This is a genomic window from Anaerocolumna sedimenticola, assembly GCF_009931695.1.
Taxonomy (GTDB): Bacteria; Bacillota; Clostridia; order Lachnospirales; family Lachnospiraceae; genus Anaerocolumna; species Anaerocolumna sedimenticola.
On sequence record NZ_CP048000.1, the window covers coordinates 2,491,830 to 2,506,997 of the forward strand.

Here is a 15,168-nt window from a genome sequence, read left to right on the forward strand (position 1 = left end):
GATTAGACTTTTGACAATCAAATTATTAATAAATCTTAACCCAAAGAATAATCGGATTAAATTTACCAATTACGGAATCCGGGTTCGGTTCGGAAAATATTCACTTGCCAATCAGATCTATATCATGAACAATGATATAGAAATAAACGGATTAAAAATTGGTGACCCTATAAGTGGATTTGAAAAGAAATTTGGTGAACCGGTAAAAGATAACAGTGGGAATGCACACTTTAAATATAAATATATTTATCTGTCGGGTAAATTATGATACGGATACAAAAGAAATTTTCGGCATTTACATTTTGAAAGTAGATTTTTAATATATATATGATTTTAAGACAAGCTTTTTTTAACATTCTGACCAATTTCACATATAATTACATAGATTTATATAAGAATTTAACCTCCGTGAGATTAGAAGAATTAAATTTCCAGGGAATTGTTGAATTTTAAGGAAAATGAAAGGTAAATCCATGAAAAAAAATTGGTAATTTAAAAAGACAAATTAATAATAAATTTAAGATAATATCTTTCAATCATGAGAATTGTTTCGTATAAAAGTTAAAATCCTTAAATATTAAATTTTTTGTAATTTATTAAAGAAAGATGTAGAAAAAATGAAATTTTAATAAAATAAACAGTTGATTTCATAGTATTACGGATGTATAATAGTCGGAGTTGGCAAATTTTGATTACACAAATATTGAAGGCGAGGTCAAATGTATGAAGTATCTTAAAATATTATTGGTTTGTGTTCCACTTTCTTTTTTAGGCGTTTTATTCCATTGGAGTGCAAGCATTATGTTTGTCTTAACTTGTATTTCCATAGTACCATTAGCAGGATACCTAGGTAATGCCACCGAAGAAATTGCTGCATATACAGGTCCTAAATTTGGGGGCTTTTTAAATGCTACCTTTGGTAATGCAACAGAGCTTATTATTACTTTTTTTGCCATAAGAGCCGGCTTGTTTGATGTTGTAAAGGCATCTCTTGCAGGGTCTGTTTTAGGAAATATACTATTAGTTTTAGGATGCAGTATATTATTTGGTGGATTAAAACATAAAGAACTGAAATATGATGCCCAACTTGGTACTTTCACTGCTACTATGCTGTTATTTGCTGTTTTTGGTTTGGCAATACCCGCCGTATTTACTTCTAATGTACCGGAAAACCTTATTTCTTCTAAATATGAAAGTTTTAGTGTTATAACAAGTGTTATTTTACTTTGTATTTATGTAATCGGTATGATTTATTCATTCCGCTCACAAAAAGACCTTTATGGTGTAGAACATGCCGAAGATATTGATTCAAAATGGAGTTTACCTGTAAGTATTTTTGTACTTGGTGTTGCAACGGTATTAATTGCAATTCTTTCCGAATTATTGGTTGACAGTATTGAGCCTATGACACAGGCTGCCGGAATTCCTGAAATGTTTGTCGGTATTATACTTATTCCTATCGTTGGTAATGCTGCCGAACATAGTACGGCTGTAATTATGGCATTAAAGAATAAGATGGATATTGCAATAGAGATAGCAGTCGGATCCAGTTTACAGATTTCATTATTTGTAATTCCTGTAGCAGTACTTATCAGTTTATTCTTTACTCCTATGAGTATTATATTTAAACCAATTGAATTATTCTTGTTTGGTTCCAGTGTCCTTATAGCAAATCAAGTTGTTAAAGCGGGCAGAACGAACTGGATGGAAGGGCTGAAACTGATATCCGTATATATTATTGCTGCCGTTGGATTTTTCATCGTAGGTTAATAGATAGTAAGTGAATTGATATGTATTTTTAATATGAATATAGGATTGGAGAAGGTATTGGCGTTCAGTGTTCAATACCTTTTTGTTATTTTCCACCTTATTAAATCAAAACCATTAATGTAACATTTTTATATAGAAATGATACATTTTTTGCTTTATACTTAATATAAAATTAAAAAGATCTTTAATTAATTTAATAATAAAGGATGATTACACAATGACAGATATATTTATAAACTATGGTACCAATTTACAGAAAATGACATATGAGTTAATGGAAGCTGCTAATATAGCCGGCAGATTAAATACAACCATGAAAATAGGTATTAAACCTAACCTTGTCGTATCCCGCCCTGCTGATGGCGGAGCTACTACACATCCTGAAATTGTGGAAGGTATCATTCGGTATCTGCAGGCTTACGGAATAAATAATATTACCATTCTGGAAGGCTCCTGGGTGGGTGATAGTACACAACTTGCATTTAAAAACTGCGGTTATACAGCACTGGCAGAAAAGTATGGTGTAAAATTGCATGATACTAAAAAAGACAAAGCAGTTCAGGTTAAAAGTAAGGGCACTTCCCTGAATGTTTGTGAAAGTGCTCTTAATATGGATTATTTGATTAATGTTCCGGTGCTTAAGGGACATTGCCAGACCGGCATGACCTGCTGTATGAAGAATCTGAAAGGGTGTATACCTGACAGTGAAAAAAGGCGTTTTCATACCATGGGACTGGACAAACCCATAGCACTGTTAAATACGGTTCTGCGTCCGGATCTTCATATTGTGGATTCTGTCTGTGGTGACTTATCTTTTGAAGAGGGTGGAAATCCTATCGTTGCAAACCGTATTATGCTTGGATTTGATCCCTTATTACTGGATTCTTTCGGTGCGCAGTTAATGGGATTTAAACCGGATGAAATTGAATATATCCGCATTGGAAAAGCTTATGGTATTGGTAAATATGCGGATGCAGATACGAAAGAACTGGAACTTGGTACAGAGAACCGGCCAAAGACGGGTGTGAGCCACAGTAATACGGTAAAGAAATTAAGCAAATTTATTGAAGCAGACAGTGCCTGTTCAGCCTGTTATGCTGCACTTGTATATGCACTTGATAGAGCCGGTGGAATTAGAGGAGAGAGTATAAAGATTGGCCAAGGGTACCGGGGGAAAAAATGTGCCGGAATCGGTGTAGGCAACTGTACAAAAGGATGTCAGACTTATGTAATGGGCTGCCCTCCCAAGGCCAGTGATATTGTGGATTTTATTAAAAATAACCAAAATAACATATTAAAGGATTAAAACCCTGATTCTATAATCGTATGAGGGGCAAGAACAGACTCTTTTATCAGAAGTTTGAAAAGCAACATCTTATAAAATTTATTATCTGAATTCTGAAATAAGATAGAGGTATAGTTATTCACTTAAATAAATATACTAATATTGACAATATTTTCTATGGTGTAGCTATGGATAATGAACAACAAGATAAATTAAAATTCTTTATTAAAACAGGAATTGCTGTTTTATCCTTCCTTGTTCTAATGGTATTAGGCATTAAATACATACCTGCTGCAGTCACAGTTACTAATTCTGCAAATTCAGAGAGATTACCTATCAACTGCGTAGATCAGAAAGAAAATAAAGTAGCCTTAAGCTTTGATGCTGCTTATGGGAATGAGGACACTGAGGAGATTCTGGAAACACTGGCTTTACATAATGTAAAGGCTACATTCTTTTTGACCGGCGGCTGGATCGAAAAATACCCAGGGGATGTCAGAGCGATTGCCGAAGCAGGTCATGACCTGGGAAATCACAGTGAAAACCACAAACATATGTCACAGCTTACCAAAGAGGAATGTAAGGATGAAATTATAAAAACGCAAAACAAAGTTAAAGAATTAACTGGAATAGAGATGAAATTATTCCGTCCGCCATACGGCGATTTCAATAATACCTTAATTGAAACGACAGATGAACTGGGATATTACTGTATTGCGTGGGATGTGGATTCCCTGGATTGGAAAGATTATGGGGTCGAATCTATTATTGATACCGTCTTAAATCATAAACATTTAGAAAATGGATCAATTATATTGTTTCATTGTGGTTCTAAATTTACTAAGGATGCCCTGGAGGGTATTATCGTCGGTTTGGAGGATAAGGGTTATAAAATCGTACCTGTTTCCCAACTTATTTATACCGATGATTATTATCTTGATGAAGAGGGCAGACAAATTAAGAAATAAAAAGTGAAATGACTTAAGAATTTGAAACAATCCTTTTCACTATATCCGTTTTCAGGTATATTCTATTAATACTTTAATAAGATTCGCGGGTCAAAAGCCCTCAAATAAATTGGGCTTTTGACCCGCGAATCTTATTATATTTCTTACGGTTAATATTCCGGAAGGACTTTTGCAATTTCATATTGTGAATTAATTACCAGCCACATTTGGGCAAAAAAGGTCATTATATTCCAGATTCCGGCACCCTGGATACCATATTCCGGTACGAAGTTCATTAATGCATCTATACTCCTGGCATCTTTAAACCAGACAATATAATTTACTTGTGAATCGGATAAATGTTCGGTGTATTCAAAATAGGGAGCCTGGGAATTATTATCAAACATAATAGTAGCATTATTCTGAACTGCTAGTTCTATAGCTGCATTCGTAGTAAGGGAATTGGCAGTCGATATACCAAAGATATAGGGTCGCTGCCAGACATAACCGATGATTGAAAGACCGGTAAATAATTTTTCATATGGAATCATTGTTATGGCATAATCTAAAAAAGTTTGGTTCATAAAGGTAGGGGTTGTAGGGGAAGGAGGGCCTACAGTCAACCCCCATGCATACGATAAAATTAATAAATAATCTGCTGCCTGACCTAAAACAGTATAATCCACCCGTTCAAATGATATTTCATTCGAGCTGATAAAGGTTCTGGGTTAATAGTAATAAATAAAATGAAACCTTCCGATTTTAAGCGACTGGATAATCTGGTAATATAATTCTCGTGGCCCTGTCTGTTTTCCTGGTTTAAATTCGTTAAAGTAATATTTATGCCGTAATACCCTTTCGATCTCAAGATACTAAGTATGTTTTCAATATGTTGGTTTAAAATTGATTCGTTATATAATATACTGTTTACAACTTCAATATCACTGGTTCCTTGATAGGTTAACGTAGATAAAGACATGATGGGAGCCACACCATATTCTTTCGAAATCTGTATGACTTCGGTTTCATCATTTCCGACAATTTCACCGTTTTCTATAGCCCTATAGTTAAATATGGTCAGATAAGTAAGATACGGTAAAGTCTTTCTAAGTACATCTCTATTTATAAACGGATATGCATAAGCATTGATGGAAGTTCTGTTCTGAGTATCGTAGCTAATGACAATTGTTTCTCCCTGGTAAATAACATCCCGATCCGATAAAAAGGGATTATTTCTTAATAATTGCATCCTTGTCACACCAAATGCCTCTGCTATACTTGACAAAGAATCTCCCGCTTGTACTATATAAACCTGGCTGGGATAGGTTATTACAATTGTTTGCCCAACAACTAAGTTCTCGGGATTTATTAATCCGTTTTCTTCAACCAATCTTGTAACTGATACATTGTATGTTACGGCAATGCTATATATCGTTTCACCGGGCTGTACTACATGTATAATCATAGTTATCCTCGCTAATTTACTTAATTTAATATATGATTACACTATTTTAATGTTCGGTATTTAATGATTTAATCTTTTGCAATGGCTGATATATAATTACCGGTTGTACAATTCAATCCTGAATAAGATGGTAAGAAATTTATAGATAATGGATATTTTATTAAATTACAAATATATGGAAAATATGTTATGATAAAGATGTTCCAGGAAAACACATTTTGAAAGGGGGATTAGGTTGTGAAATTGAAGAAATTGGTTTCACTATTACTAATTGTTACATTGATGATTGTATCGCTTATGGCATGCAAAAAAGGTGGAGATACACAAAAAACTTCATCCACACCAACACAGGAAGCTGCAGGTGAAAAAACTGCTGAAACGAAAGAGGCCGCCACGGAGGCTGATACAACACAGGAAGCTGCGACAGAAGCACAGACGGAAGCTACGGATACCGCCGGTGGCAAGTTACAGGTTCCGGATAAGGATATAACAATAACTTTATGGGACATTGCGACAGAAGATCCGGCGAATGGAATTCAACAAGGTGCCGTAGACCGTTTTATGAAAGATCATCCTAATGTTAAAGTGAAAACAACACACATTCAGAATGATACCTACAAAGAAAAATTAATTATCGCTATGAGTTCCGGACAATGTCCCGATATGTATATGCATTGGGGCGGAGGTCCTATGAATGAGTATATTGAATCCGGTTTTGCTGTACCGTTAACCGATTTAATGAATAATTATTGTGAAATTGATTTCTTAGATGCTGCAATTGCACAGAGTTCCTATAAAGGGGATATTTATGCAGTCCCTTATGGCGGCATCGGTGGAAGCGGTATTTTCTATAATAAAACTATTTTCTCAAAATTAGGTTTACAGGTTCCTGCTACAATTTCTGAGTTAGAAACAGTTGCAAACACGTTAAAAGAAAATGATTATATTCCTTTTTCTTTAGCAAACCAGAATAAATGGACCGGTTCCATGTATTTTATGTATTTGGCAGCCCGTTATGGCGGTGTTGAAGAATTTAACGCTGCTGTTGATGGTACAGGTTCATTCGAATCTGATGCATTTCAATATGCGGCAGATACCATTCAAAAATGGGTGAAAGCAGGTTATTTCCCGGATGGTGTTAACAGTCTGAATACGGATGACGGTCAGGACAGAGGATTAATGTATACGGAGGAAGCAGCAATGATGCTTCATGGTTCCTGGCAAGCTGCATCTATGAAAAATGATAATGCAGATTGGTATACTCAGAATATTGGTTATTTTGCATTCCCTAAATTAGAAAACAGTAAAGCAGATCAAAGTATCGTAGTAGGTACCTCCATTGGTAACGGATTTTCCTTTAATACAGGAGATGACCAGGATAAGTTAAAAGCAGCTTTTGTACTTGCAACCCAATATTACAATGATGATACTTATAATAAAGCTCAATTAGCAGCCGGTACAATTCCCTCTATTAATGGAATGGGTGATACCATACAGGATCCTTGTATGCAGCAGATTTGGAAAGATTTCTCCAGTGCAAGTAACGTGCAATTATGGTATGACCAATACTTACCGCCGGCAGTCAGTGAAGCACATCAGTCAACCTGTCAGGAATTATTTGGTCTTACTATGACACCTCAGGAAGCAAATAAGACATTACAGGATGCAATGGCAAAATATCTGGCTGAGTAGATTTACCCTTACAAGCAAGTAGCGTAATGGATTGCGAAAATCCGCTTTGACGCTTAACAAAAATCTGGCATAGATTAATAGCATGTAAACAAGAAAATGGCTTAGGTAAATAATTCTGAAACAGGGGCTGCTGCAAAATTTTTAAATTCGCGGGTATGTTTATTTATAGCGAGGTTTAAGAGTGTTAATTTTGCAGCAGCCCTAAATTTAAAAGATGAAATCTTACATGCTGCCATTTCGTGTATTGCTAAAATGTATTGGAGGTAAGTATTCGTGAGAAATAATCAAAATCAATCACTCTTAAGGTATAAACAGAGAAGTACACGTGTTGCAGCAACTGTATTTCTTGCACCTGTTATATTAATGATGCTGGTATTTATTGTATACCCTATTATCTCTACTTTTAACACCAGCTTATATGAATGGAACGGGATTTCTTCCGATAAAATTTTTATTGGATTCAGTAATTGGAAAGATCTTTTTGTTGATATTAACTTTTGGGTAGCCTTTCGTAATAATCTGATCCTCATGGTATGTTCCATCTGTATTCAGATTCCGTTAGGAGTAGCTCTTGCAACTTTTTTGGATGCAGGAGGCAAGAAATTAAATGTATTTAAAGTAATCTGGTTTTTACCTCTCTTAATGTCCTCCGTGGCAATCGGTTTTTTATTTTCCTATGCATTAGCGACTACCGGCGGTATTATTACTACCATCTCAAAAGCTTTAGGGGGCGGCAAGATTGACTTGTTAGGCCGGGCTCCGCAGGCACTTTTCGCTGTTATCGGAGTTATTGCCTGGCAGTATACACCGTTTTATATGGTATATTTTATGGCTGGTTACAGCGGTATCGATTCTGATATTTATGAGGCGGCTATTATTGATGGAGCAACGAGAGGTAAATATTTTAAGTATGTAGCGCTTCCTTTATTAATGCCTATCGTTCGCACAGCGTGTATCCTGTCCTTAATTGGATCCCTCAAATATTTTGATTTAATTTATGTTATGACCGGCGGCGGTCCGGGTACGGCTACGGAATTAATGGCGACCTACATGTATAAATTATCGTTTACTCACTTTAAAATGGGTTATGGGTCCACAGTAGCCGCAGGTATGTTTATCCTGGTTACAGGGATTGCACTGATCATTCAGAAATTAATTAATAAGAAGGAAGATTATAATGGATAAATATAAGAAAGAAAAATTAAAAAGCAGAATTGCCTGGACACTGGCATTTTTATTTGCCTTAATCTGGGTTTGCATTACCGGACTTCCATTTTTGTTTATGGTACTGAATTCTTTTAAAGAACAATTTGAAATGCTGCAAAAGGGTGTATTTCAACTCCCGGATTCCTGGTATCCGGCTAACTTTATTGAGGTATTAACGAAAGGTTTTTTAAATTATTTCTTTAACAGTGTATTTGTATTGGCAATATCCCTGTCCGTCCTATTATTCATAACAGCCTGCGCATCTTATCCACTTTCCAGGATGCAGTTTAAATTAAGGAATCTGATCTATGTATTAATTGTCGCCTGTATGTCCGTTCCTATGCATGTAACTTTGATACCCGTATTTAAGATGACTACAAAACTTAAAATTTATGATACTCTTTGGTCACTCATTGGTCCGAATATTGCATTTGGAATACCTATTTCCTGCTTTATTCTGACTACTTTTATGTCAACCATCCCGAAAGAGATTGAAGAATCTGCAGAAATAGACGGCTGCGGTAAATTTAAAAACTTTTTTACAATAATATTACCCTTATCCAAAGCGGGGATATCCACTCTTGCCATATATAACGGAGTGGGAATCTGGAATGAGTTCTCTTTTGCCAATACCCTTACCCAGTCAAAAGCAGCCAAAACTCTGCCGTTAGCTATTTCGGCCTTTCAGGGAGAACATTCCTTAAATATACCGGTAATTATGGCAGTTTTAGTTTTAACTGTTCTACCTATGATTATCATGTTTATTATTTTTCAGGATAAATTAGTAAAAGGTATTATGGCAGGAGCGGTTAAAGGATAATTACCTGAAGTAAATACAATAATTTAATTAACGATAGGAACCTGCAATATGTATTTTGGCGGTTCCGGAAAAGAGGTTGGCTTGAAAGAAAATGCGAAATGCAATAAGGAATATCGCCTGTCTTTTACGGACAGAGCAAAAGAAATTGTGGAAAGTCTGACACTAAACGAAAAGGTTTCCTTAATGGGTGGAAATTGGAGCCTGGAAAAAATGATGTCGGAAGCAACAGCCAATGAATCGGATAATCATTATAATAAGGTGCCTTATCCGGCAGGAGGTATTGAGGAGAAAGGCATTCCTCCCATGCTGTTTGTGGACGGTCCCAGAGGAGTTGTTTGCGGTACCGGAGAAAGTACCTGTTTTCCTGTATCCATGTTACGGGGTGCTACTTTTGATACCGGCCTTGAAGAACGGATAGGTCAGGCAATCGGGGAAGAAGTCAGGGCATTCGGTGGAAATACGTTTGCCGGTGTCTGCATTAATCTTCCGTATAATCCGGGATGGGGACGCAGTCAGGAGACATATGGGGAAGAATCTTTCCATTTAGGACAAATGGGTGCTTCCCTGGTCAAAGGAGTGCAAAGTAAAAATGTTGCTGCCTGTGTCAAGCATTATGCTTTTAATCAAATGGAAATATCCCGGTTCAAAGTAAGTGTAGATTGCGATAAACGTACGGAACGGGAAGTATTTTTACCGCATTTTAAGGATTGTATCGATGCAGGGGCTGCCAGTATAATGAGTTCCTATAACCGGTATAAGGGTACCCAGTGCGGACATCATGATTATTTATTGAACCAGGTGTTAAAAGAGGAATGGGATTTTGACGGGTTTGTAATGAGTGACTTTATTTGGGGTGTTAAAGATACGGTAGAAGCCGCCAATGGAGGACAGAATATAGAAATGTGCTGTACCCGGTATTTTGGTGATAAACTGGTTAAAGCAGTCCAGGACGGCCTGGTTCCCGAATCCAGGATTGATGATGCTGCATTTCGAATTATCCGCACTTTGTTAGCTTTTACCGAGGCAGATAAAGAGGATTATCCCAAAGAAAAATTTGCAGGAAATAAAGAACATATTGCCCTGGCGAAAGAGGCAGCAAGAAAAGGAATTACATTACTAAAAAACGATCATCAGGTTTTACCTTTTGATAAAGCAACTGTTAAAACCATCGCTCTGATCGGCAAACTTGGAAAGAAAGAAGTGATTGGTGACTGGGGATCCAGCCGCGTATTTCCGGCCTATGTGGTAACACCTATCGAAGGACTAAAAAATGTGGCAGCAGATACACAAATTTTATATTGCAATGGGAGCAATCCGGAAGAAGCAAAAGAAATTGCGAGAAAAGCAGATGCCGTTGTTTTTGTGGTAGGTTATGATCATGATGATGAAGGTGAATATATTTCAGAGAGTGAAAACGACGGATATACCGGTGCAATAGGCGGAGACCGGTTAAATCTTGGATTACATGAGGATGAAATACGGTTAATAAAAGAAGTAGGGCCGGTAAATTCGAATTCCGCAGCTGTTTTAATGGGCGGTAATATGATAATGATGACAGAGTGGAAAGACAGTGTCAATGCTATTCTTATGGCATATTATCCGGGGATGGAGGGAGGAAATGTAATCGCCGAAATATTATTCGGTGATGTAAATCCCAGTGGAAAGCTCCCCTTTGTGATTCCATATAAGGAAAGTGATCTGCCGCAGGTAAATTGGGATACTGATTCTCAGTGGTATGATTATTATCATGGTTATACGAAACTTGAAAAAGAGGGTATCGAACCATTATTTCCTTATGGTTTTGGTCTCTCTTATACGGAATTCTCCCTAACTGACGCGGTTTTCTTTGCAGATTCCGAAAATGTATTCGCAGGTTGCAAGGTAAAAAATACTGGTCTTAAAGAAGGCAGCCAGGTAGTACAGATGTATGTGGGATTTAAAAATTCTGAAGTAAACCGGCCGGTAAAAATTCTCCGTGGATTTCTCCGGGTTGATTTAAATGCGGGGGAAGAAAAAGATGTAAGGATCTCGTGCCCGGTGGAAAAATTAAAATGGTATAACCCAGATACCTCCGGTTGGGAATTAGAACATATGGAATATGAAATATATATAGGAACCAGCAGCGATCAAAAAGATTTACTGGAGGGCACAATTAAGTTGTGAGAATTTTTCAGTCGAGTTTTGTTTAAAACACGATGCAAAAATATGGAAAATCCAGATGCCAGTTCATTTAAAATATGATACAATAAATGATAGTAAGAATATGGGCATGTATCCAAATAGTCATGCCCTATATTCTTAATCAAATATATTTTTCCTTAAAAGTTATTTTCCAAATTTGATGAAACGGATAATTAAAAATTTTATCAGTTAAAGAGGTGCCATTATGCGGCATCATAACAGGAAGGTTGAAAATAATGAAAAAATATATAAGCAGCTGGAATCTGGATAAAAAGATTTTTTTTATTATTACAAGTTTAATTTATGGTATTTCCGTAATCATGCTCGTTTTTTTTACAGCCTTTTATATTAATTCATTTATCAGGCAATCCAATAATATAACCAAAAACCAATTATCCGCACTTGCTTCTAATTATGAAAAAACATTAGACGATTATCATGAATTTGCAATCGCTATGATTATTGATGATTCTATTCAGGAATTTTTAGAAAGCACGGGAAGAGCCGATAATGATTACTTTAATCTTGTGAATAATGCGAAACAGACCCTTTTAAATGCAATAAATATGCATTCCAGTATGAACTACATAGCCATAATCAGTTACAATTTTAATGATATGGTATATAAGGGGAATATCACTAAGATTGCCAAAAATTTCAATCAGGCTTATAAAACGGATTATGCTGAAAGTCTGTTCTGTTATGAATCCGGAACAATGCGAATGAGTTTTAATGATGTCTACCTGGGAAATGGCCATAATACATTAAATATCTATTTTCCTGTTTATTCCATAACTAAGATGATTAAAGAAACCGGTCTGTTATGTATGATTTTTGAGACCAGCTTATTTGACGGACTGTCAGAAAACAGTATTACAGAATTTGATTCGGAAGTATTTATGGTAGACAGTGACTATGTGGTGGTATCCAGTACGGATGATTCTTCGATTGGAACCAGGTTTACCTATGCAGACAGATTAGACGGAGATAATGCTAATTTTAGGGTTTTGAATAACTTATACAGTTATCAGAAAATCGGAAAATGGAATTATTATCTGGTCAGCAGGATTCCATTAATAAATATGTACAGGGATAATATCATCGTAGTAGTTCTGTTATTTTTTATGACTGTGGCGATTACCTTCTTTGGACTGGCAATCTGTAAGAAAATATTGAAAAAGACTTATGAACCCTTAGATTATGTGGTAAAGGAAATGAAATATGCAGCTGAGGGTAAATTAGATGTAAGAATTAATATGGAAAATGTGGGAACCGATTTCAAGCAATTAGCGTATGGATTTAACTATATGATGAAGGAAATTAATTCCCTTATGGAGCAGGTAAAGCTGGAACAGCAGCAAATGAACCAGATTCGTTTCAATGCACTCCAATCACAGATTCAGCCGCATTTTCTGTATAATACTCTGGATTGCATTCACTGGCAGGCGATGGCTGAGGGTAATAAAGAAATATCAGTACTGGTAAAAGCATTGGCGCAATACTATCGGTTGTGTTTGAGCAGAGGAAAAGATGTAATACATTTGGAACAGGAGATGGAGCACGTTAAGAACTACCTTATTATCCAGAATATCCGTTATGACAATATTATTGAAAGTGATATCAGAGTGGATGATTCGTGCAGGAACATTCTTATACCCAAGATTACTCTGCAGCCCCTTGTGGAAAACTCGATTTATCATGGGATTAAAGTAAAGGAAGGAAAAAAAGGAAAACTTTGGATTACGGTTGAGAAGATAGAGGATGAGGTATTTATTACGGTTTCGGATAATGGAACCGGAATGACGGAAGAAGCGATTCAGGAAATGAATAATTCCATATCAGAGTATGATAAGGATTTTGGTTATGGAATCAGGAATGTAAATAAAAGAATTGAGATATTATTTGGAAAAGAATATGGAATTCATTATGAAAAAAACGACCTGGGTGGTGTTACGGTTATCATACATCTGCCATGCCGGGTTGTAATGGACTATGAAGAAGTTCTGAATTGTAAATAATTCGTAAGCAGGGGCGTATAAACTTATGTATAAGGCGATCATAGTAGATGATGAAAAAATGATAAGAATGGGTATGAGAAAAGCAATTCCCTGGAACACCCTGGGGATTGAGGAAGTTTATGTTGCAAAATCCGGTAAGGAAGCAATGGAGATGATAGAAGAAAATAAACCGGAGATTATGATTACGGATATTAATATGGATGAAATGTCCGGACTCGATTTAATTGACAGGGTGAAGAAGCTTTTGCCGGATATCAGAATTTTAGTATTAACCGGCTATGATAAATTTGAATATGCCAGGCAATGTATCAAGTTAAAGGTACATGATTTTTTCCTGAAACCGATAGATGAGACTCAGTTAATTGAGGCTGTAAAAAAGCAGGTAGCTTACCTGAATGAGAAAAAGGCAGAAAAAGTAGTTAATTTTAATATAAACAGGGCTCAGGCTGTTGCAGAGCAGATGAATATAGAGAGATTTCTCAGGTGTCTCGTTCACAGAAGAGTACAAAACCTGGAAGAGCAGATAACTGTATTCTGTAATAAATATAAATATATATATACGCAGCCGATGCAGGCAGCTATACTGGTACCAACCCTGTATATGGATAACGGAAAGTATGAAGAGAATTTTATAGCCCTTTCTGTTAAAAATATCTGTATCGGTATGGTGGATGCCCTAAACCGCGGATTGACTTTTATTGATGATTACGAGCGGATTGTTATAGCTTTTTTTCTTGATAAACAGAAAGGAAGCATTTTAGAATGGATACAGGAATTAAATGATATTTTAAGCGATGAGTATAATAAGAAACCAAAAGTGGTGGTGGGCAATCCGGTTATTGGATTTGAACACTTATATATATCTTATAATGATGCGGTTTCTTTATTAAAATATGAAAAAGATGACTTAGGTGAAATCATACAGACCCAATATGCCAAGAATCGGGATAATTTATACCGGGAAGTATTTGTGGAAATGAAAAATGCCATGTGTGTGAATATTGGGGATTCCGATAAAGTATTATATATTTTTAACCGTTTCAGACAGGCAACGGATTCTTATAATCTTTCAGATTCGTATATACGTAAAAGCTGTTTTGAACTGGCTTCCTCTATCTATTATACCTTTATATGCAATACCGGAGAAGAAGCGGACTCTCGTCTTAGTATTCTGTTAAAAAGCCTTATGAATGTGAAGGGGAATGAATTATTTGAACTGTCAAGACAATTCTTCATAAAATTACTTGCAAATAAAGAAGATCAAAATGTCCATGAAATTATAGATAAGGCAAAACATTATATTAAGGAAAATTTAGCCGATGAGTTATCGGTTTCTAATATTGCGGCTGTATTATATATTTCACCCAATTATTTTTCCAGGTTATTTAAGAAAGTAACGGGGGAGGGCTGTAATGAATATATAGTCCGCAAACGTATTGAAAAAGCAAAATTGCTGCTGGAAACCACTAATTTTAAAGCCAGTAAGATTGCTATGATGGTAGGATATAGAGATACCAATTATTTTTCGCTAGCAGTGAAAAAAAATACCGGTATGTCGCCGACTAAATACAGAGAAGAGTTTCAAAAAGTTTGAAAATAATTTATAATTATAAGATTTTAGCATATTCTTCTCAGGTTTAAGTTTAAAATCTTTAAATTCGAAAAACTAATCATCATTTATGTAAACCTTTATATAGAATGCTTTATTTTCTTGTTGTAATATATTGCTTTCCTATATTGCTTAAACTATATATCATGTGATAAAATTTGATTATAAGTCAAAT

The 15,168-nt window shown here is 35.7% G+C and carries 12 protein-coding genes; 10 read left to right on the plus strand and 2 right to left on the minus strand.

Annotated elements, in window-relative coordinates; translation table 11 throughout:
• Window positions 1-10 precede the first annotated feature (10 nt).
• The 4 genes from Ana3638_RS10935 to Ana3638_RS10950 all read left to right on the plus strand — a co-directional run bounded on the left by Ana3638_RS10935 (window position 11) and on the right by Ana3638_RS10950 (window position 4,023).
• The gene (locus Ana3638_RS10935; protein ID WP_161838053.1) at window positions 11-268 is read left to right on the plus strand and encodes a hypothetical protein; all 258 of its coding nucleotides are present in this window, start codon (window positions 11-13) and stop codon (window positions 266-268) included.
• Between the two features lie 455 nt (window positions 269-723).
• On the plus strand, window positions 724-1,770 hold the full coding sequence (gene cax, locus Ana3638_RS10940) for a calcium/proton exchanger (RefSeq protein ID WP_161838054.1): 1,047 nt from the start codon (window positions 724-726) through the stop codon (window positions 1,768-1,770).
• A gap of 217 nt (window positions 1,771-1,987) precedes the next feature.
• The gene (locus Ana3638_RS10945; RefSeq protein ID WP_161838055.1) at window positions 1,988-3,076 is read left to right on the plus strand and encodes a DUF362 domain-containing protein; all 1,089 of its coding nucleotides are present in this window, start codon (window positions 1,988-1,990) and stop codon (window positions 3,074-3,076) included.
• A 167-nt stretch (window positions 3,077-3,243) separates the two neighbouring features.
• The gene (locus Ana3638_RS10950; RefSeq protein ID WP_161838056.1) at window positions 3,244-4,023 is read left to right on the plus strand and encodes a polysaccharide deacetylase family protein; all 780 of its coding nucleotides are present in this window, start codon (window positions 3,244-3,246) and stop codon (window positions 4,021-4,023) included.
• A gap of 149 nt (window positions 4,024-4,172) precedes the next feature.
• On the opposite strand, the gene Ana3638_RS10955 is transcribed toward Ana3638_RS10950, so the two are convergent.
• Together Ana3638_RS10955 and Ana3638_RS10960 are read right to left on the minus strand one after the other, a co-directional pair.
• Window positions 4,173-4,688 carry a glycosyl hydrolase family 18 protein gene (locus Ana3638_RS10955; protein ID WP_161838057.1) on the minus strand — a complete coding sequence of 172 codons (516 nt, stop codon included), beginning with the start codon at window positions 4,686-4,688 and terminating at the stop codon, window positions 4,173-4,175.
• The gene (locus Ana3638_RS10960; protein WP_161838058.1) at window positions 4,670-5,467 is read right to left on the minus strand and encodes a LysM peptidoglycan-binding domain-containing protein; all 798 of its coding nucleotides are present in this window, start codon (window positions 5,465-5,467) and stop codon (window positions 4,670-4,672) included. Before Ana3638_RS10960 ends, Ana3638_RS10955 begins: the two co-directional genes overlap by 19 nt.
• A gap of 237 nt (window positions 5,468-5,704) precedes the next feature.
• On the opposite strand from Ana3638_RS10960, the gene Ana3638_RS10965 reads away from it, so the two are divergent.
• From Ana3638_RS10965 to Ana3638_RS10990, 6 genes are all read left to right on the plus strand, one after another.
• Window positions 5,705-7,159: an extracellular solute-binding protein gene (locus Ana3638_RS10965; protein WP_161838059.1), complete on the plus strand. Its 1,455-nt coding sequence runs from the start codon at window positions 5,705-5,707 to the stop codon at window positions 7,157-7,159.
• A gap of 273 nt (window positions 7,160-7,432) precedes the next feature.
• Window positions 7,433-8,344 (plus strand): carbohydrate ABC transporter permease, encoded by a 912-nt coding sequence (locus Ana3638_RS10970; RefSeq protein WP_246241000.1) that lies wholly within the window; start codon window positions 7,433-7,435, stop codon window positions 8,342-8,344.
• Window positions 8,337-9,185 carry a carbohydrate ABC transporter permease gene (locus Ana3638_RS10975; RefSeq protein WP_161838060.1) on the plus strand — a complete coding sequence of 283 codons (849 nt, stop codon included), beginning with the start codon at window positions 8,337-8,339 and terminating at the stop codon, window positions 9,183-9,185. Before Ana3638_RS10970 ends, Ana3638_RS10975 begins: the two co-directional genes overlap by 8 nt.
• A 48-nt stretch (window positions 9,186-9,233) precedes the next feature.
• Complete coding sequence (locus Ana3638_RS10980) at window positions 9,234-11,348, plus strand: beta-glucosidase family protein (protein ID WP_161838061.1); 2,115 nt, start codon at window positions 9,234-9,236, stop codon at window positions 11,346-11,348.
• A gap of 254 nt (window positions 11,349-11,602) precedes the next feature.
• Window positions 11,603-13,384 carry a sensor histidine kinase gene (locus Ana3638_RS10985; protein ID WP_161838062.1) on the plus strand — a complete coding sequence of 594 codons (1,782 nt, stop codon included), beginning with the start codon at window positions 11,603-11,605 and terminating at the stop codon, window positions 13,382-13,384.
• Window positions 13,385-13,409: 25 nt separating this feature from the next.
• Window positions 13,410-14,978, plus strand: a complete 1,569-nt coding sequence (locus tag Ana3638_RS10990) for a response regulator transcription factor (RefSeq protein ID WP_161838063.1) — start codon at window positions 13,410-13,412, stop codon at window positions 14,976-14,978.
• The last annotated feature ends 190 nt before the right edge of the window (window positions 14,979-15,168 follow it).

Bases quoted from the DNA above. Each gene is read 5' to 3' on its own strand.
- cax (WP_161838054.1), top strand. From the start codon at position 724: ATGAAGTATCTTAAAATATTATTGGTTTGTGTTCCACTTTCTTTTTTA.
- Ana3638_RS10945 (WP_161838055.1), top strand. From the start codon at position 1,988: ATGACAGATATATTTATAAACTATGGTACCAATTTACAGAAAATGACA.
- Ana3638_RS10950 (WP_161838056.1), top strand. From the start codon at position 3,244: ATGGATAATGAACAACAAGATAAATTAAAATTCTTTATTAAAACAGGA.
- Ana3638_RS10960 (WP_161838058.1), bottom strand. From the start codon at position 5,467: ATGATTATACATGTAGTACAGCCCGGTGAAACGATATATAGCATTGCC.
- Ana3638_RS10975 (WP_161838060.1), top strand. From the start codon at position 8,337: ATGGATAAATATAAGAAAGAAAAATTAAAAAGCAGAATTGCCTGGACA.
- Ana3638_RS10980 (WP_161838061.1), top strand. From the start codon at position 9,234: ATGTATTTTGGCGGTTCCGGAAAAGAGGTTGGCTTGAAAGAAAATGCG.
- Ana3638_RS10985 (WP_161838062.1), top strand. From the start codon at position 11,603: ATGAAAAAATATATAAGCAGCTGGAATCTGGATAAAAAGATTTTTTTT.
- Ana3638_RS10990 (WP_161838063.1), top strand. From the start codon at position 13,410: ATGTATAAGGCGATCATAGTAGATGATGAAAAAATGATAAGAATGGGT.